This is a genomic window from Streptomyces sp. NPDC088745 (assembly GCF_044751045.1).
GTDB lineage: Bacteria > Actinomycetota > Actinomycetes > Streptomycetales > Streptomycetaceae > Streptomyces > Streptomyces cremeus.
Genome location: NZ_JBIVLB010000027.1, coordinates 9,880 through 32,928 on the forward strand (window position 1 = coordinate 9,880; position 23,049 = coordinate 32,928).

The following is a 23,049-nucleotide window of genomic DNA, read 5'->3' on the forward strand; positions in this document are numbered from 1 at the left end:
CGGGGGGGGGGGGGCTGGGCCACGGCGCGGCCCACAACCCCCGTCCGCCCCGGGGGGGCCCCCCCCCCCGGTTTTGGCCCGGGTCGCGGCCCCGCCCCGAAGGCCCCGCTCGGCGTCAGGCAGCCCTGGAGGTCTCCGCAGGCCCACACCTCACCCCGCACACCTCCCGTGTGCGCCGAAGACAACGCGCGGCATCATGAGACCCGTGAACGGATCCGTACCCCATCAGCTCATCGTTGCTGCAGCGCAGGCCGCCGGCCCGTGTCGACCCGGGCTGGAGGCAGCCTGGCACGGCCGGGTGCGCGAGCTCGCGCTGAACCTCTACCTGGACGGCACCCAGCTGGCCGCCGACATCGCGCGCGTCGAAGGCACCAAGGACCGTGTCCGCGGCGTCCTTACCCGCGTCGAGATCGAGGAGAGCAGCAACCGCGCCTTCATCTACATCAAGGCTCTGGGCCGCGGTGAGGAACGGTTCCGCACCGATCGGCTCGAGAACGACTCAGGCAAGGCGCTGTACGCCACGGCCCAGCGACTCGTCGGTCGGCTCGTCCGCGTCTACAAGGAGATGGAGACGACGAAGGCCCAGGCTGGAGAGCGGCCCAGCAAGGTGCGAATGGCCGTGCACCTGGTCGACCTCGGACCCGCTGACGGAGCCGTCGCCGAGAAGGACGCCAAGGACATGATGGTCGAGGCCGTGGCCGGGGACACTGAGCGCGCCGTCGCTGCGTGGCGAGCCGCCGGCCTCCCGGACTCCGGGCCCATCGCCCAGGAGAAGCTCGAAGCGGCCCTGGCCGCCGTCACGGCCGGAGACCCAGGGAACGGCGGGGCCCAGGAGTAGCCCCATCGGGACGCCTGCGCCTGGCCAAGGGGTGTCCGGTCACGGCGGCAGGATCGACCCATGATTGACCTGGGAATCCGCATCGAATTCTTCGACGCCGCCACCGTGGACGTAGACCAGCGCCGCCTCCTCGGGGCGCTCTGCCGCCCGGACGGGTACCTCGCTCTCGCCGTCCCGGCCATCGGCAGCCGCCTCAGCGTCAGCTCGCTACGACTGACGTCCCGCGACGACTTCCGCCCCTTCGTCCTCGGCTCCACGCTGCGCGTCTGTGATGTCGTCCATCAGCCGGCGCCGCGGCGGCAGGGGCGCGTGCCGGACTGGTGGGGCGACTCGCCCCACGAGCCGACCGCCACCGTTGTGCTGAGGGCGGCCCTGCGGGGCTCCTCTCTCATGCTGCTGCCGCAGATCCGGCAGTTCGCCGCCGATGGGTGGTCCCTGCAGGACCCCACCGAGGGAAGCGAGTTGGAGCGAGCGTGGCACAAGGCCCAGCAGCAGGTCGCCGAACAGTGGCCGCTCACCGCCTGATCGGGCCCTTCGTCCAATGCCCGGCCATCTCGGCCAGGAACGACGGTGCGCGTGGGGCGTTGTGGCCGCGGTGCGAGCATCACCTTGACGGAGGGCCTCACCCCAGATGCGGGTTTCGCCTAGGCTCGGCGCGTCGGCCCTTTCGGAGGAATCTCTCGTCTCATGATCACACCCATTGTCGACCCCCTCCGTGAGGAAACGGTCGTCTCCTACATTCGCGACCTCGCGAGGCTTTCCGAGGGCCACTACGACACAGACGACTGGGTCTTCCCCACCCACTACCACCTCTTGCTCAGCCACGGTCGTCGCTTTACCCCCACGACACCCCCCACGAACCCGGTGGGCGCGGAACCCAAGGAGTGCTACAGCAACGCTGCTCGTCACGCTCGCGATGGCCTCCCCGGGCACCTGATCTACGCCGAGGGGTACGCCCTCCCCCACGGCGGCAACGTCCCCGTCGGGCATGCCTGGTGTGTTCGACCCGACGGAACGGTGGTGGATCCCACCTGGGCCGATGCTCCTGGTCGTGCCTACATCGGGGTTGCCTTCCGCGAGCCGCAGGACTGGCCGTACGACGGCGGCGGCATCCTGCAGGACTGGCAAAGAGCCTATCCGCTCCTCAAGGGCGGCCTTTCCGAAGGCACTCTCCTGCCCTACGGACGTCCGCTCTGACAGCCAGGCATCCGCTTGTGCTGGTGGCGGCCCCGGACCTCCAGGGCCGCCACCAGTTCCTCTCCCCAGGAGCGCACGTGACGGCGCGAGCCCAGACGGCCTGACGACCACCCCGCTCACGGGCCGTCCACGGCCGTGTCCCCCAGCGCTCGCCGGGTCGGACACGGGGAAGAAACCCCGCAGACCGGGCAACTGCCACCCGAGATGAGCGGGTGGAGAGCGCGGGCGTCGTCCACCGCGGCCGCGAGCCGGTTGCGCTGATCAGCAAGCGGTACGACCACCCGTCCCAGAACCGACTCGACGATCCACTGGTGGCGGTGCTTTTCGCGCTCGTCTGCAGGCGGCCTCACCCCGTCGTACAGGGCGGCTGTGATCTCCCGGCGCATCTGCATCGCCTCGACCGGACCGAGTGTGGGTTGCAGGACCTCTTTCAGCAGTCGATGTGCCGTCACCGTGCACCGGCCGGAGGAGGCATCTGGGAATGCTTCTCTCAGCAGTGCCCACAAGGATCGGGAGGTCATCTGCGGCGATCGACCGGTGGCCGGAGCACCGGGATCGACGCCCCATGGCACGGCCACCTCTCCCGGCCCGGGCGCCGCAGAAGTCTGCCTAGGCCTGGGGGCCCGCCCGCGCCCCGGATACGCGTCGGAAAGATCACGCAGGCGGCGAGCCGTGGCGACTGCTTCCTCATCCAGGTGCCGCTGGTGGCGAAGCCCCAATGCCCCCAGGTCGGCCCACCGGTCTTGTGACCAAGCGCTGTTGGTCTCCGCCCGTACCCGCTGGAGCTGCTCGACCTCAGCCAGAGCCAGCGCCTGGCGCTCTGAAAGCTCGAGAGTCCAGCGCTGCCGTTCCGATGGATTGTCGGGCGCACCGAACAGGTCGAACTCCTCCTTCAGGGCCTCGATCCGGTCTGCGCACCAGCGCCGCAGCGCACGGGCGATCGTGTCGCCATGCGCCAACAGCGCGGTCTCGTCAAGCAGGTCGTCGCCGGCGGCCGGTCCGGCACTCGGGTCCGTGGTCATGGGCAGTTCACTCCAGGCTGGGAATCAAGAGACCCCAGTGTGGAGCGAACGGCGCACCAGCTGCGGATTCGCCTGTCCGCGCGGAGCCGTCAGCCGCGGGCGACTGCGTGGCTTACGAAACGGTCGAGCATTCGTGGAGCAGCCGCTCACGTTGTTGGGCCCGGAGGGACTGCAGACGACGCTGCTCGTCCAAGCCGACCTCCGCCAGAATGCGCCTCCGCGCAGCGGGCCCAACGCCGGGCAGCGACTCCACCAGCCGGCCCACCCGGGTACCGCCGACCACCCTGTCCTCCCGGGCGAGGACTTCGGGCAGTGACAGGTCGCCGGCTTTCAGCCGCCCCAGCATCTCCGCCCGCTCACGCCTGACCTCGGCAGCCTGCCGGAGCGCCAGCGCCCGGTCCTCGGCGGTGCGCTCCGGAGGAGGAGCTGTCGGCGCCGTACGGCGCCTCTTGGGGTTTTGGGAGACGACATCGTCTGGATCAGGGCCGCTCAGCTGCCCGAGCCGCGTCGGCCGGGCGAGCAGTCTGCTGGTCAGGTCATGCTGAGCCGCCCGAAGAGCGCGGATGGAGCACGGCAGGTACGGGTGCTTGGCCGGCTCACCGTAGCGGGGCCGGCCCGGCTTGATGGTGACCCACACCTGCGTGACGGTCCCACCCTCCAGTTGTTCGGTCAGCCGTTTCCAGGTGTCCAGCCAGCGGTTCATCGTCCGCACAGCCAACTCGTCCAGCGGGAAGACGCGCTCTCCCAGGGTGACGGTGGGTGGGTTCGCCTTCAGGTCGAGGGAGGACACCTGCAGACCAGCGAGTTCGGACAGCGGGCGGCCGGTAACGAGCCTCAGGGCTGCAAGCGCGCTGGTGCGCTCCCACGTGCTGCGGTTCGTGCGCGGCGGTCGGTTGTCGGCAAGGAGCTCCACCACCCGGCGGCTCTCGTCGACCGGCAGGCCCTGGCTGTCGGGCCACCCCTCGGAAAGACGCTCCGGCTGGCCGAGGTGACGAGCGAAGGCGTTGAAAGTGGCGCAGCGAGCTGCCTGCGACGCCGCGGCCGCGTCCGGCTTGCCGGCCACGCGACGCTGACGGGTGTACCCCGCGGCCGCGGCGTTCAGCCACGCGACCGCATAGCCGACGTCCGCGAGGTCGCCCGCCTGGATCCGCTCCTCGGGGAGCTCAAGGAAGTCGCTGAGCACCCGCAGGTACTCGTTCAGGAAGAAGGCGCGCTGGTCGTACGTCGCCTGCGGGCCGCGTGCCAGCCTCTTCAGCAGCGCGGTGATCTCGGTGCGGGCGGGGCGTTCGAGCCGGTCCATGACGTCACATCGTACGACCGGCGTGTCCGCTGCCTAGTGACGCACGCACGACGTTCCTACGCAGCGGACTCACCGGTGCGGCCACCGGCCGACAGCTCAGGCCGAAGCAGCCGTCGTCCAGTGGGCAGGGGGTTCAGGCTGCCTGCCGGTCAGCTCCTTGTACTCCAGGTCATGCCGCTCACGCTGATCCCGCTCCCGAGCGTTGCAGGCGTCCCACTCACGCCACATCGCCTCGGTGCCCCCGACGTCGTCCCAGCGCCCGGAGTCCACCGCGGTCCGCCAGGCCTCCACCCGCTCGCGGACCTTCTGTGCATCCCGCTCGAGATCGGCATCCTCGGCTTCGTGCCGGCGCCACAGAGCAGCGAGCTCCGCCTGGTACGCCGCGTACGTACGGTCGAACTCTTCCTCGGCCTCCCACCGCGCCTCCGTCTCCCTCGCAGCCTCAAGCCGCTCGCACGCAACGGTGCACCCGACGTGGACGGTCCAGCACTTCACCAGATGGCAGCCGTGGCAACCTTCCGGCATGACGCTGTGCTCGATGATTCGGGCGCCCGGGAACCGGGCCCGCAGCAGCTCAGGAGTCAGCGGCCACCCGCCGAACAGGGAGATCTGCTGCCTGGAAGTCAGCTCCGGGCCGCCGGCATCGGGGGCGTTGACGTCGTTCCACGTCAGGTCGACTCCCTCCGGAGTCCGCACCCGGTACGCCCAGGAGTCCCCCTGGTGCCCGGGAGTGGTGATGTCGTCCACGACATGGTGAAGATCGACGACGTACCCCTCGTAGGGCGCGTTCATCGCGCGCAGTTCACGGTAGGCGGCGGCGGGCCGCTGTCCCGTGGCAGCCACGCGGGCTTGGGTGTTCCGGCGCGCCTTACGGCTCTTGGCCATGGTGAACCCCTCCGGCGGACCCCACGCCCCCGCCGTCCGTTCCACGATGGAAGACGTACCGGCTGGCTACACGGCAATGCAGCGCTGCGTCCGAGACGGCTTGGCCGGTCCTGCGGCGGCGTGGGCGCCCATGCAGGCCGGAGTCAGGTTGCGCTACCCCCGGAGCCCGACTCTAGCGGTCGTCCCAGGTGCCCCGAGCCTCCCGACGGTCGCCTCACCCCATCGAGGGACTTGGGGTCTGAGACGTCTACCGTTCGTACTCTTCTTCGTCCCAGTCGACCCTGCGTTCAGCGTCGATCAGGTCGGTCATCTCGTCGTGGCTACGTTCCTGGCTCATACCTGGACCTCTGGTGTCGATCGGGCGGTGGTGAAGAAGGACGACGGGGCGGAGCGCCCTGCACGCTCGGTGGTTCCGGCAGCGAGAGAGGTGACGCCGGCGGGGTGCCGGAAGTCGGTCTGTGGCTGTCCGGAAGACTGGGCGTGGAGGAGCCCGGTTGTCAGGCCGGGAGGAACGTCCACCGGACCGTCGAGCACTGCGACAGCCTCGGCCAGGAAGACCGTGAGCGACCGGCCCGCCCCCGCACGCGCCGTAGGTTGCGAGCGGCAAGGAACAAGGCGGGTACGGCTCATGACGGAGCACAGCAAACTCTCTCCCTCGGATTGGCGGGCCCATGAGGCGCGGGGTTGTGTCGGCCACAATGGCAAGGCCTGCGGACACCGGCGCAGGCATCAGGTCCGCACATGCCGAGGTGACAGTGAACGGTCTGCGGTTTCGAGGTGTACGCCTCACGCCGTACACCTCCGATGGACAAGCCGTCGAGCACGATGTCCGGACGTGGCCGTGGCTGGGAGTGGCATGCCGGGACGAGGCCGGCACCCGGCTGTGGCTGGAGACCACCGAGTCCGTCGCCGGGGCGGTGCAGCAGTTCCCTCCGCCACCGGCCGACGGCTGGCACGAGGTGGCTCTCTGGGCCGACACCCCCGACGGAGATCTGGGGCAAGCAGTGGTACGCGAGGTGGAAGGCCTTCGACTCTGGGCTGTCGGCCTTGGATACGTCGCTCTGTACGGCGGTCCGGGCAAGGAGCCGGAGCTCACCCGGGTGCCCACACCCCCTGCCGGAGTAGAGCTGGGCAGCGGCGACCGCCCGGGCGCATGGTCGGCAGCAGCTCTGGGGCGGCAGATCGCGGACGAGTGCCGCTCTACGGAGGAGGCTCGCCAACGGCGGCGTACGGCGGTGGAAGCCGCGCGGCACGAGCGTCGCACAGCACGACAAAGGGCCCGGGCCTAGCCAGGTTCCGATCGCCCGGTGCCTGAGTCCGACAGCCTGGAGGGACGGCCAGGACGCGAGGTCAGAGGACGACCAGGCCCCGGTGCCCAGCGGGACGGGCACCGGCACCACGGCGGCTCACTTCTGGGGCGGGAAGAGATCGAGGAGCTTGGCCTTCTGACGGGGCCCGAGCCCTCGGACTCGTCGGCGTTCGGATATTCCGATGTGGTCCAGGAGTTGGCCAGCACGGATCTTGCCGATACCGGGCAGCGCTTCGAGTAGGGGGCGTACGCGGATCTTGCCTGCGACCGTGTCCGTACGGTCGAGGACCTCGTGGAGGGAGATCTGGCCTGCCTTGAGGCTGATCAGCAGTTCACTGCGTTCCTTGCGGGCGGCGATGGCCTTCTGCAGTGCCTGGGCACGGGCGTCGGCGGTGAGGCGGGGCAGAGCGGTCACGAGATGGTGCTCCTGGTCGTGGTAGGGATGTGGCTGTCGGAAGCGGCCGCCGTCCCGTGCCCGGGCGCAGTCGCCGGCCGGGCAGGCGTCAGCGGGCCGCCGAGCAGTGCTGCGGCGACGGCTTCGGCGTAGGGGTTGATGACACCCTCGTCATCGCCCTGGACGGCATCCTCAAGCAGTTCGGTGAGGGGCTCGTACAGGGCCGGGTCGACGAGAGGGTTGCCCTGGCGCAGCGAGGTAATGGCCTGCTGCAGGAGGGCGTCGCCGCCCGTCGCGAGAGGCTCGTCGTTCATGATCGTCCTTCCTGGACAACCGGCGTCGACACGTCGTGTCAGCGATCGATCACATGCGATGTCCGTACGGCCGCCCCCGGCTCGAGCTCGAGCCGGGGGCCGTATGTGACTACGTGAGGCAGTCTGCAGGGCGAAGCGGACACCAGGCTGTCCGTGCGGTTGGGCCCGAGCTGTGCTGTCAGTTCTTCGTGCCAGCATGCTGGCATGTCTTCTGCCCGTGATCAGCGACCCTCCGAAGCCACCCTCGGCTTCCTGCGCGACGCGTTCCCGCCTCAGTGGCGGCTGCCGGCGCTCGGTCATGTTGCCGTCGAAACATGGGAAGCGGAGAACGAGGTGGCCCTCCCGGAGCCATACAGGACCTTCGTCGCGGAGATCAGCAACGGATCACCCTTCGGACCGGCCGGCGAGGACGGTCTCCAGCCGCTCGGCCATCTGCCCGACGCCTGGCCCGTTCTGCGCCCGCGAATGCCCGGACAGCCCTTTCCTCTGGAAGAGGCCTGGTACTGGTCTGAGGATCCGAACACCGACTACGAAGACCCGCGGATCGACGCTGCGTTCCATGACGGATCGATCGTCCTGGGATCCGAGGGTGGAGAGAGCTTCTGGCTTCTGCTGACCACAGGCCCCCGCCGAGGCGAGGTCTGGATGGTCGCCCAGGATGCTGCCCTCCCGGCGCCGGGCGATCCCGCCTGGGGCTTCGAGGAATGGGTGCGGCGCTGGCACATCGGCAGGGACTGGTGGTACTGAACTCCCTGCCGTACAACGTCGTTGACACCTAGACCCGAGTAGACCCGAGCGGCGATCTGACGACCGGACCGGCAAGCGCAGAGCCAGTCCTTCGCCCCGGCCACAGCGACGCCCGGACCCACCAGGAGCCCGTCGCGGTGAGCCCTGGGCCCCGCCGGCGTCCCGAAGGCGAGGCCCAGAATCCGGCCCACGCCCGGGCCGCCCAGATCGTCTCCCGCAGCCCGGCCGTCCCGTATACGCCTGGACAGTCAGTTCACCGGCTCGGCGTCCCGAGCTGCTACTCGGGCACAGCCGTTGACGGCAGTCTCCAGCTCGCGCGCCACACCGTGCCACGCGCTGGGCTCGACCACCGCGCGCTGACGGATGCGCTGCCCTGTCCACGACTCCCGGCCTTCGACGACGGCTGCGATCCGCTCGGCGGCGGCGCTGGCCACCGGCGTGATCGGGCCGCCGGCGTAGAAGACCGGGCTGGGGCGCTGGGCCGGATCCATGGAGGTGAAGGACCATCCGTGTTCGGCATCCCAGGAGAACCACTGCGGACCGCCCAGCCGGTTCCGCTCGCGCAGTGTCACGTCGCCGTCGGCAGACAGGTCGAACCCGTCCTCCACCCGGACCGCGGCCTGCTCCGTCACGGGGATGCCGCGGGCGGTCAGCAGCTGTCCAACGAGTTCGATGTAGGCGCCGATGGCCGGCTCGAGGTCCGTCGCGGCGTCGAGGAGCGCCTGACCGTCCGCCCAGGTGTGTACTTCCTCCACGTCCGTCCACTCACCCAGCAGCTCCTCGACCCGCCAGATGCAGTCCTGCCGGTGACGACGGCCCACCGGCCGGTCGCATGACTCGCACACGTCCGTCTGGTCACCGTCCTCCTCCTGGTCCTCCTCTGCCTCTGCCTCCGCCTTCGCTGCCGCGTCGATGCGCGCCTGCCAGGCCGCAGCCCGCCCTTCCTGGCGCGCCTTGTTCTTCGCCACGTTCTCATCCGGGGCCGGGAAGGCGAACACCCGGAACTCCCGCCCGTCGACGACGACGGTGTAGCCGTACAGGGGGATGTGACCCCAAGCGGCCCAGTCACACGGGAACGTGTGGGATCCGGTGCCGGGAAGGTGCCGGCCGAGGCATTCGGTAAACGCCTGCGTCAGCTCCGTGGTCCCGGAGACCTCGGCGAACCGCGCCACGGACGTGACGTGCCCGCACCGAGGGCACAGGGCAGACCAATGGCTGATGTCGTCCGTGCCGAACCGGGCTCGCCCGGCGGCCAGCCACTCCTCCTGCGTGAGACGCGCCCGCAACGGTGGCAGCGCGACCACCTGGTCGCGGGCGGCGTTGAACCCGCCACCCGCCCGCCGCTGGAGCTGCCGGGCCTTGCGCTGCACTGTCCGGTTCCGTGCCATGCTGCGTCCTTCGAGGCCGCCCACGCCCGGCCGTCAAAGTCCACGGTCGGTCTCACAAGAGATGGTGCGTGCCGGGTCCGGGACTCACCCCGCGGACACCGCGAGGCTCCTTCGCCTCTTCGCTGGGACCGCGTGGGGTGTCGCATCAGCGGGAGACCGGCAGGCACTCTGCCGTCCACCCAACGCTACCGGCACCGCGAGGAACGACTGCCCGGAAGCAGGCAGAGGTCCCTCGAAAGAGGAGCCATGGTGTTGACGGCCAACGCCCTCGGGCCGGTACGGGCCAGCGGACGGCCGGTCTTCTGCGTGCCGGCGGACGTCGCGCACCGCTGTCCGCCGCCGACACGCCCATGCCCATCCAGTAACTGGCCCTGGCCGGCACCTCGGGCCGCGCCCTACGGCGAGCCGCCGACGCCTGAATTCGCGGACCGATGGCTATCCGCTGGGCCTGCGCAAGCATCCGGGCCGACACCCCACAACCTCGATCCCGCCCCTTCGGAGAAGTCGATGACACACCGCCACCCCACCGATGGAACCTGCGCCGCCTGCGACGCCACTGGGCTGCCGTACGTGAAGGCCAGCGAGCTCAAGCCCGGACTGCTCATCCAGACCGTATTCCGGCCGTGGCTCGGCCAGGAGTACCAGGTCGGTGAAGTGGCGACGGTGGAGGTAGAGCCGCTCGATGTCATGCGCGACGGAAAGCCGGTCGACGCGGTCACCTGGACGTTCGCCTGGCACCTGACCTGCCGCGACGGGGAGGTGATAGCCCAGTTCGCCGACAGGACGAACACCTCGTACATGATCTGCGGCTACAGCGAGTACGCCCTGTTCGAGCCCGGCGCGGTCCAGCGGCCCGGCCGCACGGTCCGGTACAGCGCCGAACGTCCATCCGCCCCCATCTACCCCGGGCCGACTCCCGCCTCCGCGTGAAGCCGCCCATCCCGCCCCACCTACGAACGGAGAGGACCGTGGGCAGCCTCTGGCGCCGTATGGACGCCACCGCCATGACCGGCACACTCATCCGCTGGCCGACGCACCTCGACAGCTACGGCGGCTGCGGTACCAGCGTGTACGCGCTATGGCCCAGGCGCACCGAGGAGCCCATGATCGTGTGCGCCGCAGGGTTGGACGTCCACGCTGTGCTCACCGAGGAACCGGTGGGCCCGGCCCCGGCATGGCACCAGGCGTTCCCCGACCTGGACGACGACGACATCGACGTCTCCTGCCTGATCGGACATCTGCTGCTCGGGACCACCGGGGCGACCTGGGCCCTTCGGAACCCCGCCGCAGATCCCGAGGCTCCGATGCACGAGGCGTTCTCAGGCTTCTGGCACGCGACCGAGGAGGACCTGAGCGGGGCAGGCCGTCAGGTGATCGATGCGCTCAGCGCCTCCTACGGACGGCGGCCCGTGCTGCTCACCGTGCAGGACACCTGATCCTCCAGCCGCGCCGGCGTGCTGCCTGCCCGCGCCCGGCACTCCCGGTAGTGCGCCAGCGCCTCAGCCAGGGGTCCGTCCACGAACCCCTCGGCCTCCTCGACGGCCTCCAGCGGAAGGGGGTCGTCGGCGGAATATCCCAGGGCGGGGATTCCCCGAAGGTGCAGGCTGAGTGCCTCCAGCCGGCCGAGGATCATCGCCTGGCGGGCCTGCTCCCTGCTGAGACAGCGCCACCACATGTACCGGCCCAAGGCGCTGTCCGGTCGGGAAGGCAACAACGCCCGGACACCGGCAGCGCGCACGGCCAACACCTCGCCTACCGGCTTGGCGAGCTGGACCGCCAGCCAGGACACCGAATCGGACCTCGCAACCTCTGCCGTGACCATGGGGCCCACGATCGCAGCCGTCACTGACATCGAAGGGAGAGCTAGGGCATGCCGGCCTCTCAGCCACGCCCCGATGTCGGGGCGCGGACGTTGTCCGCTTGCCACGGTTGCCCGTACGACAAAATGCGCGAGTGGATCAGTCAGACGCGGGGTGCGAGGGAGCGACGGCTGACGGCCCGATGAAGTCCGTGGCCAGAGCGTCCATCACGATTTCGTCGCACACCCGGCCGAGCCAGTACCCGGCCTGCCGGATAGCACCGACCCTCTGGAAGCCGGTCCTCTCATACGCGCGGATCGCGCCCACGTTCGGCGCGAGAACCTTCAGCCAGACCATCCGAAGGTTCGTGACGTGGAACGCGTAGTCGAGGGTGAGCCGGGTCGCGGCAGTACCCAGGCCCCGTCCACGGGCCTCCGGACCGAGCATGATCACGAACTCGGCCGTGCGGACACCGTGGTCGGGCAGCAGGGTCGCAACTCCGACCGGCGTCGCCTCGGCGCCGCCGAGGTCGTAGATGGTGAAGCGGATGTTCTCGCCGCGCAGTTGGTGGGCCATGCCCTCGGTACGGACCTCCAGGGATTCGGGTGCCTGGCGCCCGTAACCGACCAGGAGGGCGGGGTCCTGCTCCCAGCGCCAGTACGTCTCGACGAGATCAGCGCGGTACGGGCCGAGCCCGCAGGTTCCGGTGCGCAGCCAGATGATCGGGTCAGCGGGGCTGGTGATGACGGTCTCCGATCGTGAGCACGGGGGTGTAGGCGCGGGTCGAGAACGGCTCGGCGACGTCGTCGCCGGTCATAGTCTGCACCCAGGCGTGGAGCCGGATCGGGTCGGACGCGATTCCGTGGCACCAGCGCACGCCGAGGCGCCGGGAGGCGAGCAGCAGGACGGCGGCGACGGACTCCTCCAGGCACGCGGTGCGTCCGGGGGAGTACCAGCCGGCGCGCCGCACCGCGGTCACGGCGCAGGTCGCCTCGCGGAGGGTTGCGCCCCGGACGGTGCGGGCATCGGCGGCGGACAGGAGGGTGAGGGTGCGTCGCATGCCGGTGGGTTGCCGGCGGGTGGCGGCGAAGGCGACGGTGAGCGCGGCCGCGGCCGAGAGTGTCTCGGCGAACGGCCCGTGCAGGGGCCGTACGACGCCCGCGGGATGCTCGGTGCTGCCCCAACTGGCCTGGGCCGAAGGGGCGGCCAGCGCCGATGTCCACGTGCCCGGCCCGCTGGCGGGAGCGAGCAGTCCCAGTGCGAGGAGCCGACGGCCGAGGGCGGGGGCGATGCGCGCAAGGACCCCGGAACGGGAGAGGGAGTTCCACTGGGCTGCGGCCGAGGGCTGGAGGGCTTGGACGTTGCCAGTGCGATAGTCGATGAGGACCAGGACGTGGCCGAAGTCGACCGCGCGGACGGCCTGTGGGCAGGTGACGAACGCGGGCGGGTCATCCACGACGGTCTCCTTCGCGGGGGCGCGACCACGGGGTGGCCGGGCGGTCGAGGGTGCGCAGCCACGCTTCGGCGGCCAAGGCCTGCTCCAAGGGCGCGAGGGGCATCGGGATCCCGGCGGCAGCCTGGGCGAGGTGCGCCCGCAACAGGGCGGGATCGGCGAGGCCGAGAGCGGCGAGGCGCCCGTCGACCAGACGCTGGAGCTCCGGCAGGTTGGCGCGCAGCCCGGTGTAGTGGTCGGCGTTGAAGCTGCCCTTGGTCGTCCGAGAGGCCAGGGAGTCCGGCAGGACACCGGACATGGCGCGGACGAGTACCGGCTTGTAGGTGTGCACGGGGGGCCGGGCCCGGGCCTCGGTGCGCAGTACCGCGTCGACGACGGCCCCGTCGAGGAACGGGTTGTGCAGCTCGATCCCGGACGCGGCGGCCAGATGGGCGTCGGCGGCCGCGGTCCGTGCGACCTCCCGGACCTCGTCCACCAGAATCCGTGCCGCGAGGTCCAGGCCCGGCAGCGGATCGGCCGCCGTGGCGACGTCGTGGACGGCGTCGGACAGCATGCAGGTGGCGGTGCTCGTGGCCCACCGGGGCAGCGGCACCGCCGGGAACCAGCGCACGTCGCCCTGTCCGGCCGGTGCGTATCCGCTCTCCAGCGCGGCGGCCTGGTCGGCCAGGGCTTGGGCGCGGCTGGTGCGGGTCAGGGTCCGTGCCTCGCGCAGCAGCGGCAGGACGGGGCGGTGGCGCAGTCGGGCCCAGCCCACGGCCTCGGCGGCGGCCCGCCGGTGGAGGCGGTGGCGCAGCAGGTCGGCCAAGTGCGCGGCCGGCACGAACAGGACGCTGTCGCCGCCGTCGCCGGTCAGGTGGGTGCGGCTGCCGAGCCGGTCGCGCATCCAGCGCAGCTGCCCCTCCAGCCGGGCCCGGGTCAGGGTCGACGGGGCCGGCTCATCGGTCGCCGGGACCGTGGTGATGTCGGTGTAGGGCAGGTGCTCGGCGCCCAGGGGGAGAAGGTGATGGACGAGGTGCGGGTTATGGGCGGCGGCCAGCCGTGCGTACGTGAGGTCTGCGCCGTCCGTCTGGCCGGCCGGGTGGACGGTGACCGTGTGCAGGGTCCCGCCGTCGGGCCGGGCGGTCGCGGCGAGCAGGGCGAGCGAGGAGGAGTCCAGACCGCCGGACAGATCGCACGTCAGATCGGGATCGCCCGCCACCCGCAGCCGTACGGCTTCCTCCAGGGTGGAGCGGAGCCGGTCGTGGGCCGGCCCCGGGACGGGGTCGGGGCGCCATACCGTCGCGCACCGCAGATCCCGGCCCGCGGCGAGCTCGATCCGGGCGCCGGGCGGGAGCTGCTGCACGCCGGTGAAGAACGTCCGGGGCCCGACCGCGGCGGGCACATGCGGCAGGAACACCGCGACCGCGACCCGTACCGGGTCCACCCCGGTACCGGTGAGGTCGGCCAGGGCGCGCGCCGAGCTCGACCAGGCCCACCCGGCCTTGTAGCGGGTGGCGTACAGCGGCAGCGCTCCGGACGGATCGGTGTGCACCACCGTGTGCGGCCCACGCTGCTCGACCACCGCGTACGCGCCGGACCACCGCCAGGCGACGTCCTCGGGGAGCAGGCGTCGGGACAGCGAGCGCACCTCGGCATCGGTGGCGCCGCAGCAGCCCAGCACCGTGACCCGGCCTCCGTCGGGCGCGCCGAACGACCGGATGTCGGCCGGTCCGGTCTGCCAGAGCAGTCCGCCCGGAGTGGATGTGGCTCCGGCCGGCTGGCGGCCGCCGGAGCCGAGTGTGAACCCTCCGAAGATCACGATGAATCCCTTCCTGGTTCAGGAGCCGGGCGGGGGGGGGGGGGGGGGGGGGGGGGGGGGGGGGGGGGGGCGCCGGGGGGGGCGCGGGCCCCCCCCCCGCACGGGGTGGTTCGTCAGGCGTAGTTGTAGGCGCGGCGCTTGTCCTCGCTCTGGCCGCCGCCCTGGCCCTGGGTCAGGGCCATGAGGCCGCCGAGCTCGACGAGTTCGACGAGCTCGGGTTCGGTCGTCGGGGATACGGGGGTGGCGGGGTGTGCGGTCGGGTCGTTCATGACGACTCCCTCCATCGGAAGAGCGGATCGTTGCCGCCGAGCGGTGCGCGGCGGCGGTGGTGGTGCCTCATCAGGACACCGCTGGCCGGGCCGGATGCCGAGCGAACTCCCCCCGTACGCACACCGTTTGCGCGTCGCGCACACGGTCTCGACCGGGTGTCACCGCCCGGCTACCGTGAGCAGGCTGATGTCCGGTGGTCCCGGAGGGAGCGGCCATGCGTGCTCAGGTACCGGACTGGAACTCTCCGCGTGCCCAGCAGCTCATCGCCGACGGCGACGTCGGGGGCCTGATCCGCTGGGCACGCCAGCAGCGCGGTTGGCGGCAGGCCGACCTCGGCACGAAGACCGGATACTCCGCATCGGCCGTCAGCCGTCTCGAGACCGCAGACCGGCCGGCGACCGACCTGGACATGCTCAAGCGGTTCGCCGACGCGCTCGTCATCCCTGCGGGGGTACTTGCCGCAGTTCTGGGCGTAACGCCGCCCCGGACCACTACAGTTGCCAGCGCCCAGCGCCCGGCCGCATCCGAGGAGGACTCGATGAAACGCCGGTCCCTCCTCGCCGCCGGACTGGCCGTCCCCGCGCTCGCCCTCGATCACCTCGACGAGGCTCTCGCGCTGCTGCCCGCGCCCGCCTTCGCGCCGAGCGCGGACCGCCTGACGGCGCAGTACCGCCGGGCACGTACCCAGTTCAACCGCGGCGCGCACGCCGACCTGATCAAGGCGCTTCCCGACCTCCTGGCCACCGCCGAGGCCTGCGCCGACCACGGCGAAGCCGCCGACTACGCCCGGCTCGCCGCCTGTTACGACCTGGCCACCGAGACCCTGTCCAAGGTCGGCCGCTACGACGCCAGCCGGATCACCGCCGACCGGTCCAACACCTACGCGCGGCTCTCCGGAGACCCGCTGGCCGGTGCCGCGTCCGCCCGCGCCTTCAGCATCGTCCTGCGCCACGGTGGCCGTGCCGTGACCGCGCAGCGCGTGACCCTTCACGCCGCCGCCCAGGTCGAGACCACCGGGCTCGTCACCCCCGCTCAGGCCAGAACCTTCGCGCAGATGCTCTGCACCGTCGCTTACGCCGCCGCCGAGGCCGGCGACCGCGACCGTGCCCTGGAGATGATCCGCGACGCCGAACGGGCTGCGGCCCTCCTCCCCGAACAGTCGGGCGTGCCGACGTTCTCGGTCACCCCGGCCTCCGTCACCCTCTACAAGGTCGGCGTCCTGTGGTCCCTCGGTGACGCGGGCGCCGCCGTCCACGCCGGGCGAGACCTCCGCCCCGGCCAGTTCGCCACCGCCGAACGCCGCGGCCGACTCCACACTGACATGGCCCGCGCATGGTGGCGCTGGAACAAACCCGAGCAGACCGCGCACGCCCTCCTCGCCGCCCACCGCACCGCTCCCGCCGAGGTCCGCGACCGCCCCAGCATCCGCGCGATCGTCACCGACCTTGCTCACCGCCACCCCCACACCAGCGGCGTGCGGGAGCTGGTGGCTATGACTCGGGCACCCGTCACCTCATGACCCTGCAAGGTAAGCTCATCGTCCGCTGCCCCACTCAAGACGGGCCGAGAGGCTGACTGCCTCCAGGCCGCTGCGTTGTCAGTCCAGCAGGTTGAACTCGAGGTCGACGATGACCCGCGCGATGCGCTCCGGGTGCTCGCCGAGGAAGCTCCGCAGGTCATCCCAGAACGGCCATCCGTCGAAAGAGTCGTGGTCGTAGAGCTTCAGAGCGCCGCGGGGTTCGTCCTCGTCAGGTTCGCGTTCCAGGTAGGCGTACCCGAGGCGGTCCAGTTCCTCCATCGTGCTGCTGATCTCGCTCTGTGACCGGCGGGTGCGCCGGGACACCTCCGCGATGCCGAGTACGGCGTCGGCCTGGACGAGGAAGGAGAGGAGGCTGCGGGCCGGCAGGGTCAGCTCGGCGAGCTTGTCCGCGATGGCGTTGACCATCGCGACGTCGTCGTGCTTCTCGTCGGGCGTGAGCTTGTCGACCCCGATGGCGGCGTGAAGTGCGTCGAGGGTGGTGGCGTAGCGGACGGTCGCGGCCCTCGTGTGATCGGTGAACTGGGCCTCGATGTACGCCGCCGCAGCGCGGAACCGGTCCTCGTGCTTCCTCTTCATCCTGCGCAGCATGGGAGCGGGGTACTTGCTGCGGCTGTTCACGTGGTCGATCCGGGTGTGGTGCTTGGGGCACAGGAGCATCAGGTTGTCGGCGGCTCGGAGGGCCTGCCGGTCCAGTGCGGGATCGTGCCGGGGGCTGCTCGGCTCGACGCCGTGGATGTGGGCCACTTCGCCGATGAATGCGCCGTCTTCGCAGATGAGCCGCTCGGTGCAGGGGTCGAAGGCGCATTCGTTGCCGCTGAGGATCCACAGTTCCCGGGCGACCTGGCCCAGCGGCTCCATGCGGTTCGTCGGCTTCTTGGGTGATGGGGGCACGGTGGGAGTCTTGCGCACCGCGGCGTCCCGGTGTGAGCGGACGCCGGATCTGTGCCCGCCGCCCCGGTTGGAGCTGTCCGTCCCTGCTGCAGGGAGGCTTTACCGGGGCGGCCGAGCCCGGCCGCGGTGGGGGCGTACGGGTGGTGGGTGGTTCAGGTCCGTTCTTCGGCTGCCAGTTCGTCGGCGAGGAGGCCGAGCTGCCACGTCTGCTCCTGCAGAGTGTGGATGATCTTGCCGAGCCGGCGTTCCCGCCTGCCGCCGGCGGCGCTCTGGTGCGGGTCGGTGTCCGCCTCGGCGAGGAAGCCGGCGAGGCGCCGGAGGGCTTCGGTGCCGAGCTTGAGGTGGCTGAGCGGCGCGAGGTCCTTCTCGGCGACGGGGCCGGTGCGGGTGGGGTAGCCGTCGGGGCGTCGTTCGATCACCCGGGTCTCGTCGAGGCGCAGCAGGGCGGCGAGGGCGCGGGCGATGTGGGTGCTCTGCGGCGGGACTGCGGCCGCGCCTGCGTCGGCGTGGGCGGGTGGGGTGTCGCCGGGGTAGCCGAGGACGCCGGGGCCGAGAAGGTCCAGGACCTGTTCGGTGCACCGGCGGGCCCGGGCGCGGTCCTGTTCGTCGAGGGTGAGCTGGTCGAAGACGTCCTCTCCGTTGATGGCGAGCATGGACCAGGCGGGGAAGTGGCGTACGACGGTTGTGTGCGGGCCGAATTCGGCGTGGGCTGCGCGGCACAGGCTCTCGGCGTTGTTGATGAGTCCGGCGCCGAGCATCAGGTCGGTGGCGATGACGAGGGGGCTGGGGCGGTTTCGGGTGGGCCAGACGCGCAGGCGTACGTGGGAGCGGCCGCCGGTGCTGAGGGGGAAGGGCCAGGCGTGGTCGTCGCGCACCGGGGTGGTGCGCGCGGGTACGGGCAGGTCGGTCTCGGTCATCGGGTTCCTCTCGGTGCGTGGGCCGCCGACGGTAGGCGCGGCCGCGGACAGACCGGTCGTGAGGGGCAGCGCTCGGGCGGGGGGAAGGGGTGGTGTCCGCTCCCCCGCGTACGGTGCGGTCGTGTCTCACCGAACCGCCTCCCTCGTGTCTATGACCAGCCAAGAAACCCATAACGGCAAGAAGCGCTCCACCCTCCTTTTTAGCCCGCTCGCCCCACCCGCACCGTGCCCACTCGGCCGTGACGACTCGTCACGGGTCGTCACGTATCGTTCCGTATCGTCACGTCCGGGCCCCCAAGAGGGCCGGGAGCCGGACAGCCACCCGTAGAGGAGGACTCCAGGCTTCTTGCCGTTATGGATTCGTGGGCTGGTCGCAGACACGGTGCTGTCCTCTCTCCTCAGTGGTGCCCGCACCGTACGGACCAGACCGGACAGCACCAGGAGGGCAGGCCGCGCGGCCGCCGGGCGCCCGGGATTCGCCAGACGTCGCCGCCACCGGCGGCGCCCCCGTTCACTGTCGCCATCCCGGCAGCGCCCGCCCTACGCCAAGGAGCCCGACCCGATGCCCAGCAACGGCACTCCCCTCAACCCCCTCGCGCTCATCGCCGCGCTCGAAGACGAATGCGTGGCCATCGACGGCGAAGGCCGCTACCTCCCCTTCGAGGACCTCATCAACTACGTCCGCTCCCACCTGAGCGACGAGGAACTGGCCCAGCTCGCCAAGAAGCCCACCGACCCCCACCTCAAGGAGGGCGACCTCGTCCTCCACAACGGCCACCCCGCCACCGTCCGCGGCATCGACTTCCACGCCCCCAACAAGCACCCCCGCTCCGGGCTCCCCCGCCACCGGCCCGTCACCGAGATCATCACCAGCCGCGGCAGCCTCTACTTCACCCTCGTCCCCGACGCCTGAACCCACCCACGAACCGCCGCCAGCCCGGACACCGAGAACAGCGGTTCCCGGGCGGGCACCACGCCCGCCCCACGCAAGAGCGGCCACCCCCGCGCCCCTCACCTACGACCCCGACAGCAGCAGAGGACAGCCGCCCCATGAGCGCACAGGAGAGCCGAACCAGGTTCGTCTGGTCCGACAGCCCCTCGATGGCATGGGGCCTGATCCTCCTGGCCGAATCCTCCGACAGCGACATCACCCGGACGTTCGGCCCCCACGCCCACCGCAGCCGCGAAGACGCCGAAGCAGCCGGGCCCGGCCCCTGGCCCGGGCCCACGCTCTACCGGATCACCCGCACCAGTACGCCGGCGGACGCCCGCACCCCCGCACCCGACGGGCCCGACTACGCCTTCGTCTCCAGCACCCCCTCCTGGAACAGCAGGTGGAGCAGCATCGACTTCGACGCGCACCGCAACGAGGGCCACAACCGGCTGTCGGCGTTTCCCGATGCGGCCGAGGCCATCCAGCGTGCCCGATGGGCGACAGAAGAGGACCGCAGCAGGTACGAGGGCATCGTGTTCCGGGCGTACCTGCTGACGTGGTCGGTGCAGGCCGTTGAGCAGTCACAGCCGTGAGCGGGCTCCGACTCGACGAGCCGCAGGAGCGGAGCGCTCCCGTCCGGCCTATCCGATCGTCCTTCGCCACGGATCACGATCCCGCTGCGCATCCAGGCCGGCAGCCCTGAACCAGCGGCTCCCGAGCACGACCTCACAGAAGAGAGACATTCCGATGCCCCGGCCGACAACGAACGATCTGATCGTCGCCTCCGTCCTGGAGGAGACGCGAGTGGCCCGCAAGGCCCACCACCAGGCCATCACCCTCCTGGTCAACACCGCTGAAGCCGAAGACCCCGTTACCGGCATGCAGATGGAGACCTTCGTACGGGCGCAGGCCCTGCACCAGCTGTGGGCCCGCGCCCACTCCTGGACGGGTGCGTCGGCACTGTCCGAAGCGGACCAGCGCCTGAATGTGCCGCGCTCCCCCGAACCCGCCCTGCGGCAGCTGCTCAACACCAAGGCGCCGTTCGTCCTCGGCCGGGACGCGTCAGAGATGGCCCGGCTCGTACACGAGCACCGCATGGCCATGTACCACCGATGGCACCGCGACCTGGCGGCCATCCTCGAACGCCACACCGGCAACGGCTGGTGACCGGCCTTCCGCCGGCCCCTCCCCACCCTTAGCCTCCGGAGCGCCCGTGGAACAGTTCCACACCGCCACCTCCACCGAACCGGCCGCACCGCCACAGCCGGAAACCGCTGCGTCCTCGGCCGCGAGCACCGAGGGGGGCCCTGCGGTCGTCGTGGTCCGCACCCCCGCCGGCGTCCTGCACCTCCTGGCCCCCGGCGCCACGCCTCCCCCATTGCCGGTGTTCACCGTCCCCCTGCTGTGCTGCACCGACTCGGAACAGGCCCCCGCAGTCCGCGCGTACGACGGCCCCTGGAACGGACCGAAGACATGCCGGGTGTGCCTGCGTGTGTGGCGGGGCGACCCGGCCCCGCAGCAGGCTGTCCTCGAAGAGCTGCCCGGTGCTGAGCCGATCGAGCCCATCGAACGACGGGTCCCTGCGCTGCCCGGCGAACACCGGGGCCGGCCACTCGTCTGGTGCGACTGGCAGCCACAGCTCGTCCTGTCGCACTACTCGACGGCGTGCGAGAAGTGTGAGGATCCGGGGCCCGGACTGATGGCATCCGGGCGCGGCAGTGAACCCGCGGGCCGCTACGTGGCGTTCCGGTGTCCGTCCTGCCAGCACATGACGGTGTACGAGCACCGCGGGTCCTGGGACCTGGACCTGATCTACGAGAACCGAGTGCCAGGTCGCCGGCGCTGACGTTGTCGCCCCCCACGGCGAGTACCCGCCGCCCGACCGATAGGTCGGCAGGTCGGCAGGCTGGGGCCCCGGCCCAGTCGGTGCGCGGGATTCGCGAGATCGCGACGGTGACGGTGCTCTGCCTCTTCAGTGGCCGAGCCGCGCAGCCGCCGGCAGTCCTCTCCCAAGAAGGCACCCATGAACGCCGACTCGCGTACCGCAGCCCCCCACCCGCACTCCTCTCCGGCCTCCGCCGGCTCCGGCGGACACGACGATGCCGGCGGCCCGGCCGGGGAGGAAACTGCAGCCGAGTCGTGCCCGGCGTGCCAGCGCAGGGAGGTCCGCTCTGGGCGCTGCGGCGGATGTGCCGCTGCCCTTGGGGCCGGCGCGGCGGCCGCCGCGCTGGACGGCATGCCCAAGAATGCGAGCGCCCTGGTGCGTGAAGCCGAACAACTGGGCTGGGACGTACGCGTGGAGCGCCGCTGGACCGGGCGCCTGTGGGTACGCGCCGCGGTGCTCTCCGGGCTCGTGATGGTGCGCGCCGGGGTGGAGGAGACCGAGCACGTGTGCGCGTGGAACGAGGCGACGGGCAAGTTCGTGGCGTCCGCTTCGACCGGCGGGTTCAAGGCCGTGCGCGAGGCCGTCAAGGCTGTACGCGTCGTCTCGCGTGAGCAGGAGGCCACGGGCGGGACGGTGTGGGGGCGCGACGCCGCGGAGTGGGTCCGGCAGATGGACGACGCCGTGGCGAAGGTGAGTGCTGCCCTGAGTGATGCTCGGGACACGTTCAACGCCCTCGACGGCTCCACGCCGACGGGCGCGCGGGCGGTAGAGCTGGGCTCTGCCGCCTACGCGGAGGCCAAGATGGCGGAGCGGTCGGCCACCAACGCCGTGAAGGCGGCGCGGGCATGGCTGGCCGAGACGAACGGCGAGGACGCGCGGGGGTGTGCGTCGTGGCGGCGTGCGATCGTGCTGGCCGGGCAGCACGTCAAGGAAGCCGGGGAGGCGATCACGGACGCTGCAGCGCGCGCGGAGCGGGAGGCGCTCGCCGCTCCGATCATTGAGGAGGCACAGGAGCGACTGGTCGCCCAGGAAGCCCAGTGGCGCAAGCAGCTGGCCGACGCAGGCCGCGAACCGTCGGCGCGCGGGTACGCCGGGCTGATCGTGATGTTCGAGGACTCCTCGCGCGCCTGGTGTGCGTGGTTCGACGGCCACACCGACTACGACGGTGTCACGCACGCCGGGCACGGCGATCCCTCGCTGTCGTTCGTGGCGCAGTACGACGCCTGGGTAAAGTCCAAGCGCTCCAGCCGGTCGGTGTATTACCCCTCGCGGTACACCTCCGCCGCGCTGATCGCCGGTGACCGAGTCGACGCCGCTGCCGTGGCTTTCACGCTGGCCGTGGCTGACCGTATCGAGGGACGCAGCGCTGAGAACCTGCGAAAGGCGGCGGCCGCCGTCCGCAAGAACCCCCGGGGATTCGGTACTGGAAACGACCGCAAGCACCTGGCCAACTGGGCCAAGTACCCGCACAACAGCTACGGGGAGCCGACCCGGCTCGCCGAGCACGCGAGCGCCGAGTGGGCGGCGCTCGAGACCGCCCAGGCCGCGTACAACGGCGTTCGGGACTTCGAGAACGCCCTGCACTGGGACGCGCACTACGCCGGCGAGCGGGCGGAGGCGCGTGCGAAAGCCGACCGTGCCGGGCTGGCCGGACGTGACCAGGCCCGGACCGAGCGGGCGGCGTCCGGCCGAACGGCGGCCGCGTGGGAAGCGGCGGTGGAGCGGCTGACGCAGGCCCGCATGCGTGTGCACGCGGCGGGGGTGCTCGCCGCCGGTGACGTGGAGCGGGCACAGGCGTGCCGGGACCGGGTCTGGGAGGGGGACGCGCTCGCTGAGGACGTGTGGTCGGCCGTCCGGTCCTGTGAAGGGGCGTACGACGACGTGAACCGTGCGAAGCGGGACGCCGGCCACTACGAGGAGTCGGCCGAGACCTACCGCGCAGCGGGTGTTCTGTCTGGCTTCGTGGCCGAGTGCGCGCGCATGGAGGAAGCCGCCGTCCGTGCCGAGTCCGGGCGTGAAGAGACGCTGGCTTTGTACGGGTGTGCCTTCGCGGATGCCGCGAAGGCAGAGGAGGACCGGTGCAAGGACGTGCTCCGGTAGGGGTCACGTCGGGGTGCGGCGCGCTGCGCCGGGTGAGCGTGACGGTCTCGAACTCCTCGTGTTGACCG

Annotated in this window: 25 protein-coding genes; 12 read left to right on the forward strand and 13 right to left on the reverse strand. The window is 71.2% G+C overall.

Going from position 1 to position 23,049, the window contains the following annotated elements:
* Positions 1–205 precede the first annotated feature (205 nt).
* From ACIP93_RS36955 to ACIP93_RS36965, 3 genes are all read left to right on the forward strand, one after another.
* The gene (locus ACIP93_RS36955) at positions 206–838 is read left to right on the forward strand and encodes a hypothetical protein (protein WP_401766647.1); all 633 of its coding nucleotides are present in this window, start codon (positions 206–208) and stop codon (positions 836–838) included.
* 60 nt (positions 839–898) lie between these two features.
* The gene (locus ACIP93_RS36960; protein ID WP_332757179.1) at positions 899–1,363 is read left to right on the forward strand and encodes a hypothetical protein; all 465 of its coding nucleotides are present in this window, start codon (positions 899–901) and stop codon (positions 1,361–1,363) included.
* A gap of 162 nt (positions 1,364–1,525) precedes the next feature.
* Complete coding sequence (locus tag ACIP93_RS36965; RefSeq protein WP_401766650.1) at positions 1,526–2,035, forward strand: hypothetical protein; 510 nt, start codon at positions 1,526–1,528, stop codon at positions 2,033–2,035.
* 116 nt (positions 2,036–2,151) lie between these two features.
* On the opposite strand, the gene ACIP93_RS36970 is transcribed toward ACIP93_RS36965, so the two are convergent.
* The 5 genes from ACIP93_RS36970 to ACIP93_RS36990 form a co-directional block, all read right to left on the reverse strand.
* Positions 2,152–3,057, reverse strand: coding sequence for a hypothetical protein (locus ACIP93_RS36970; RefSeq protein ID WP_401766653.1), 906 nt, complete (start codon positions 3,055–3,057; stop codon positions 2,152–2,154).
* A 112-nt stretch (positions 3,058–3,169) separates the two neighbouring features.
* Complete coding sequence (gene mihF, locus ACIP93_RS36975) at positions 3,170–4,357, reverse strand: integration host factor, actinobacterial type (RefSeq protein ID WP_401766656.1); 1,188 nt, start codon at positions 4,355–4,357, stop codon at positions 3,170–3,172.
* 96 nt (positions 4,358–4,453) lie between these two features.
* The gene (locus ACIP93_RS36980) at positions 4,454–5,200 is read right to left on the reverse strand and encodes a hypothetical protein (RefSeq protein ID WP_401766659.1); all 747 of its coding nucleotides are present in this window, start codon (positions 5,198–5,200) and stop codon (positions 4,454–4,456) included.
* Between the two features lie 1,448 nt (positions 5,201–6,648).
* Complete coding sequence (mihF, locus tag ACIP93_RS36985) at positions 6,649–6,966, reverse strand: integration host factor, actinobacterial type (protein ID WP_401766662.1); 318 nt, start codon at positions 6,964–6,966, stop codon at positions 6,649–6,651.
* Complete coding sequence (locus ACIP93_RS36990) at positions 6,963–7,259, reverse strand: hypothetical protein (RefSeq protein ID WP_401766665.1); 297 nt, start codon at positions 7,257–7,259, stop codon at positions 6,963–6,965. Before ACIP93_RS36990 ends, mihF (ACIP93_RS36985) begins: the two co-directional genes overlap by 4 nt.
* A 204-nt stretch (positions 7,260–7,463) precedes the next feature.
* On the opposite strand from ACIP93_RS36990, the gene ACIP93_RS36995 reads away from it, so the two are divergent.
* Positions 7,464–8,006, forward strand: coding sequence for an SMI1/KNR4 family protein (locus ACIP93_RS36995; RefSeq protein ID WP_401766668.1), 543 nt, complete (start codon positions 7,464–7,466; stop codon positions 8,004–8,006).
* 248 nt (positions 8,007–8,254) lie between these two features.
* Here ACIP93_RS36995 and ACIP93_RS37000 read toward each other — a convergent pair whose 3' ends face one another.
* Positions 8,255–9,394, reverse strand: a complete 1,140-nt coding sequence (locus ACIP93_RS37000) for a VVA0879 family protein (protein ID WP_401766671.1) — start codon at positions 9,392–9,394, stop codon at positions 8,255–8,257.
* Between the two features lie 507 nt (positions 9,395–9,901).
* Between ACIP93_RS37000 and ACIP93_RS37005 the strand changes: the two genes are divergently transcribed.
* Both ACIP93_RS37005 and ACIP93_RS37010 read left to right on the forward strand, forming a co-directional pair.
* Entirely contained in the window at positions 9,902–10,324 is a 423-nt protein-coding gene (locus tag ACIP93_RS37005) for a hypothetical protein (RefSeq protein WP_401766673.1), read from the forward strand.
* 74 nt (positions 10,325–10,398) lie between these two features.
* On the forward strand, positions 10,399–10,830 hold the full coding sequence (locus ACIP93_RS37010; RefSeq protein ID WP_401766676.1) for a hypothetical protein: 432 nt from the start codon (positions 10,399–10,401) through the stop codon (positions 10,828–10,830).
* On the opposite strand, the gene ACIP93_RS37015 is transcribed toward ACIP93_RS37010, so the two are convergent.
* The 5 genes from ACIP93_RS37015 to ACIP93_RS37035 form a co-directional block, all read right to left on the reverse strand.
* On the reverse strand, positions 10,788–11,216 hold the full coding sequence (locus ACIP93_RS37015; protein WP_401766679.1) for a hypothetical protein: 429 nt from the start codon (positions 11,214–11,216) through the stop codon (positions 10,788–10,790). The two genes, ACIP93_RS37010 and ACIP93_RS37015, sit on opposite strands and share 43 nt — an antisense overlap.
* 136 nt (positions 11,217–11,352) lie before the next feature.
* The gene (locus tag ACIP93_RS37020) at positions 11,353–11,937 is read right to left on the reverse strand and encodes a GNAT family N-acetyltransferase (protein WP_401766745.1); all 585 of its coding nucleotides are present in this window, start codon (positions 11,935–11,937) and stop codon (positions 11,353–11,355) included.
* Entirely contained in the window at positions 11,921–12,649 is a 729-nt protein-coding gene (locus ACIP93_RS37025) for a lasso peptide biosynthesis B2 protein (protein ID WP_401766682.1), read from the reverse strand. Before ACIP93_RS37025 ends, ACIP93_RS37020 begins: the two co-directional genes overlap by 17 nt.
* Positions 12,642–14,444, reverse strand: a complete 1,803-nt coding sequence (locus ACIP93_RS37030) for an albusnodin/ikarugamycin family macrolactam cyclase (protein ID WP_401766685.1) — start codon at positions 14,442–14,444, stop codon at positions 12,642–12,644. Before ACIP93_RS37030 ends, ACIP93_RS37025 begins: the two co-directional genes overlap by 8 nt.
* 113 nt (positions 14,445–14,557) lie before the next feature.
* Complete coding sequence (locus ACIP93_RS37035; RefSeq protein ID WP_361361128.1) at positions 14,558–14,713, reverse strand: albusnodin family lasso peptide; 156 nt, start codon at positions 14,711–14,713, stop codon at positions 14,558–14,560.
* A 215-nt stretch (positions 14,714–14,928) separates the two neighbouring features.
* Here ACIP93_RS37035 and ACIP93_RS37040 point away from each other — a divergent pair, with 215 nt between their 5' ends.
* Positions 14,929–16,233 carry a multiprotein-bridging factor 1 family protein gene (locus ACIP93_RS37040; protein ID WP_401766689.1) on the forward strand — a complete coding sequence of 435 codons (1,305 nt, stop codon included), beginning with the start codon at positions 14,929–14,931 and terminating at the stop codon, positions 16,231–16,233.
* 78 nt (positions 16,234–16,311) lie between these two features.
* Here ACIP93_RS37040 and ACIP93_RS37045 read toward each other — a convergent pair whose 3' ends face one another.
* Both ACIP93_RS37045 and ACIP93_RS37050 read right to left on the reverse strand, forming a co-directional pair.
* The gene (locus tag ACIP93_RS37045; protein WP_401766692.1) at positions 16,312–17,145 is read right to left on the reverse strand and encodes a hypothetical protein; all 834 of its coding nucleotides are present in this window, start codon (positions 17,143–17,145) and stop codon (positions 16,312–16,314) included.
* Positions 17,146–17,297: 152 nt separating this feature from the next.
* A complete protein-coding gene (locus ACIP93_RS37050; protein ID WP_401766695.1) occupies positions 17,298–18,062 on the reverse strand; it encodes a hypothetical protein in 765 nt (254 codons plus the stop codon).
* A 562-nt stretch (positions 18,063–18,624) separates the two neighbouring features.
* Here ACIP93_RS37050 and ACIP93_RS37055 point away from each other — a divergent pair.
* The 5 genes from ACIP93_RS37055 to ACIP93_RS37075 all read left to right on the forward strand — a co-directional run bounded on the left by ACIP93_RS37055 (position 18,625) and on the right by ACIP93_RS37075 (position 22,981).
* Entirely contained in the window at positions 18,625–18,975 is a 351-nt protein-coding gene (locus tag ACIP93_RS37055) for a hypothetical protein (RefSeq protein ID WP_401766698.1), read from the forward strand.
* A 137-nt stretch (positions 18,976–19,112) separates the two neighbouring features.
* Positions 19,113–19,589 (forward strand): hypothetical protein, encoded by a 477-nt coding sequence (locus ACIP93_RS37060; protein WP_401766701.1) that lies wholly within the window; start codon positions 19,113–19,115, stop codon positions 19,587–19,589.
* Positions 19,590–19,743: 154 nt separating this feature from the next.
* Positions 19,744–20,163: a hypothetical protein gene (locus tag ACIP93_RS37065; RefSeq protein ID WP_401766703.1), complete on the forward strand. Its 420-nt coding sequence runs from the start codon at positions 19,744–19,746 to the stop codon at positions 20,161–20,163.
* 46 nt (positions 20,164–20,209) lie between these two features.
* Positions 20,210–20,842 (forward strand): hypothetical protein, encoded by a 633-nt coding sequence (locus ACIP93_RS37070; protein WP_401766706.1) that lies wholly within the window; start codon positions 20,210–20,212, stop codon positions 20,840–20,842.
* A 390-nt stretch (positions 20,843–21,232) separates the two neighbouring features.
* Positions 21,233–22,981, forward strand: coding sequence for a hypothetical protein (locus ACIP93_RS37075; RefSeq protein ID WP_401766709.1), 1,749 nt, complete (start codon positions 21,233–21,235; stop codon positions 22,979–22,981).
* Positions 22,982–23,049: the final 68 nt, after the last annotated feature.

Coding starts and splice junctions, on each gene's coding strand:
- ACIP93_RS37065 (WP_401766703.1), top strand. CDS start 19,744: ATGCCCCGGCCGACAACGAACGATCTGATCGTCGCCTCCGTCCTGGAG.
- ACIP93_RS37015 (WP_401766679.1), bottom strand. CDS start 11,216: ATGGTCACGGCAGAGGTTGCGAGGTCCGATTCGGTGTCCTGGCTGGCG.
- ACIP93_RS37010 (WP_401766676.1), top strand. CDS start 10,399: ATGACCGGCACACTCATCCGCTGGCCGACGCACCTCGACAGCTACGGC.
- ACIP93_RS36965 (WP_401766650.1), top strand. CDS start 1,526: ATGATCACACCCATTGTCGACCCCCTCCGTGAGGAAACGGTCGTCTCC.
- ACIP93_RS36990 (WP_401766665.1), bottom strand. CDS start 7,259: ATGAACGACGAGCCTCTCGCGACGGGCGGCGACGCCCTCCTGCAGCAG.
- ACIP93_RS37055 (WP_401766698.1), top strand. CDS start 18,625: ATGCCCAGCAACGGCACTCCCCTCAACCCCCTCGCGCTCATCGCCGCG.
- ACIP93_RS37005 (WP_401766673.1), top strand. CDS start 9,902: ATGACACACCGCCACCCCACCGATGGAACCTGCGCCGCCTGCGACGCC.
- ACIP93_RS36970 (WP_401766653.1), bottom strand. CDS start 3,057: ATGACCACGGACCCGAGTGCCGGACCGGCCGCCGGCGACGACCTGCTT.
- ACIP93_RS36995 (WP_401766668.1), top strand. CDS start 7,464: ATGTCTTCTGCCCGTGATCAGCGACCCTCCGAAGCCACCCTCGGCTTC.
- ACIP93_RS37050 (WP_401766695.1), bottom strand. CDS start 18,062: ATGACCGAGACCGACCTGCCCGTACCCGCGCGCACCACCCCGGTGCGC.
- ACIP93_RS37000 (WP_401766671.1), bottom strand. CDS start 9,394: ATGGCACGGAACCGGACAGTGCAGCGCAAGGCCCGGCAGCTCCAGCGG.
- ACIP93_RS37035 (WP_361361128.1), bottom strand. CDS start 14,713: ATGAACGACCCGACCGCACACCCCGCCACCCCCGTATCCCCGACGACC.
- ACIP93_RS37060 (WP_401766701.1), top strand. CDS start 19,113: ATGAGCGCACAGGAGAGCCGAACCAGGTTCGTCTGGTCCGACAGCCCC.
- mihF (WP_401766656.1), bottom strand. CDS start 4,357: ATGGACCGGCTCGAACGCCCCGCCCGCACCGAGATCACCGCGCTGCTG.
- ACIP93_RS36960 (WP_332757179.1), top strand. CDS start 899: ATGATTGACCTGGGAATCCGCATCGAATTCTTCGACGCCGCCACCGTG.
- ACIP93_RS37075 (WP_401766709.1), top strand. CDS start 21,233: ATGCCCAAGAATGCGAGCGCCCTGGTGCGTGAAGCCGAACAACTGGGC.
- ACIP93_RS37040 (WP_401766689.1), top strand. CDS start 14,929: ATGCGTGCTCAGGTACCGGACTGGAACTCTCCGCGTGCCCAGCAGCTC.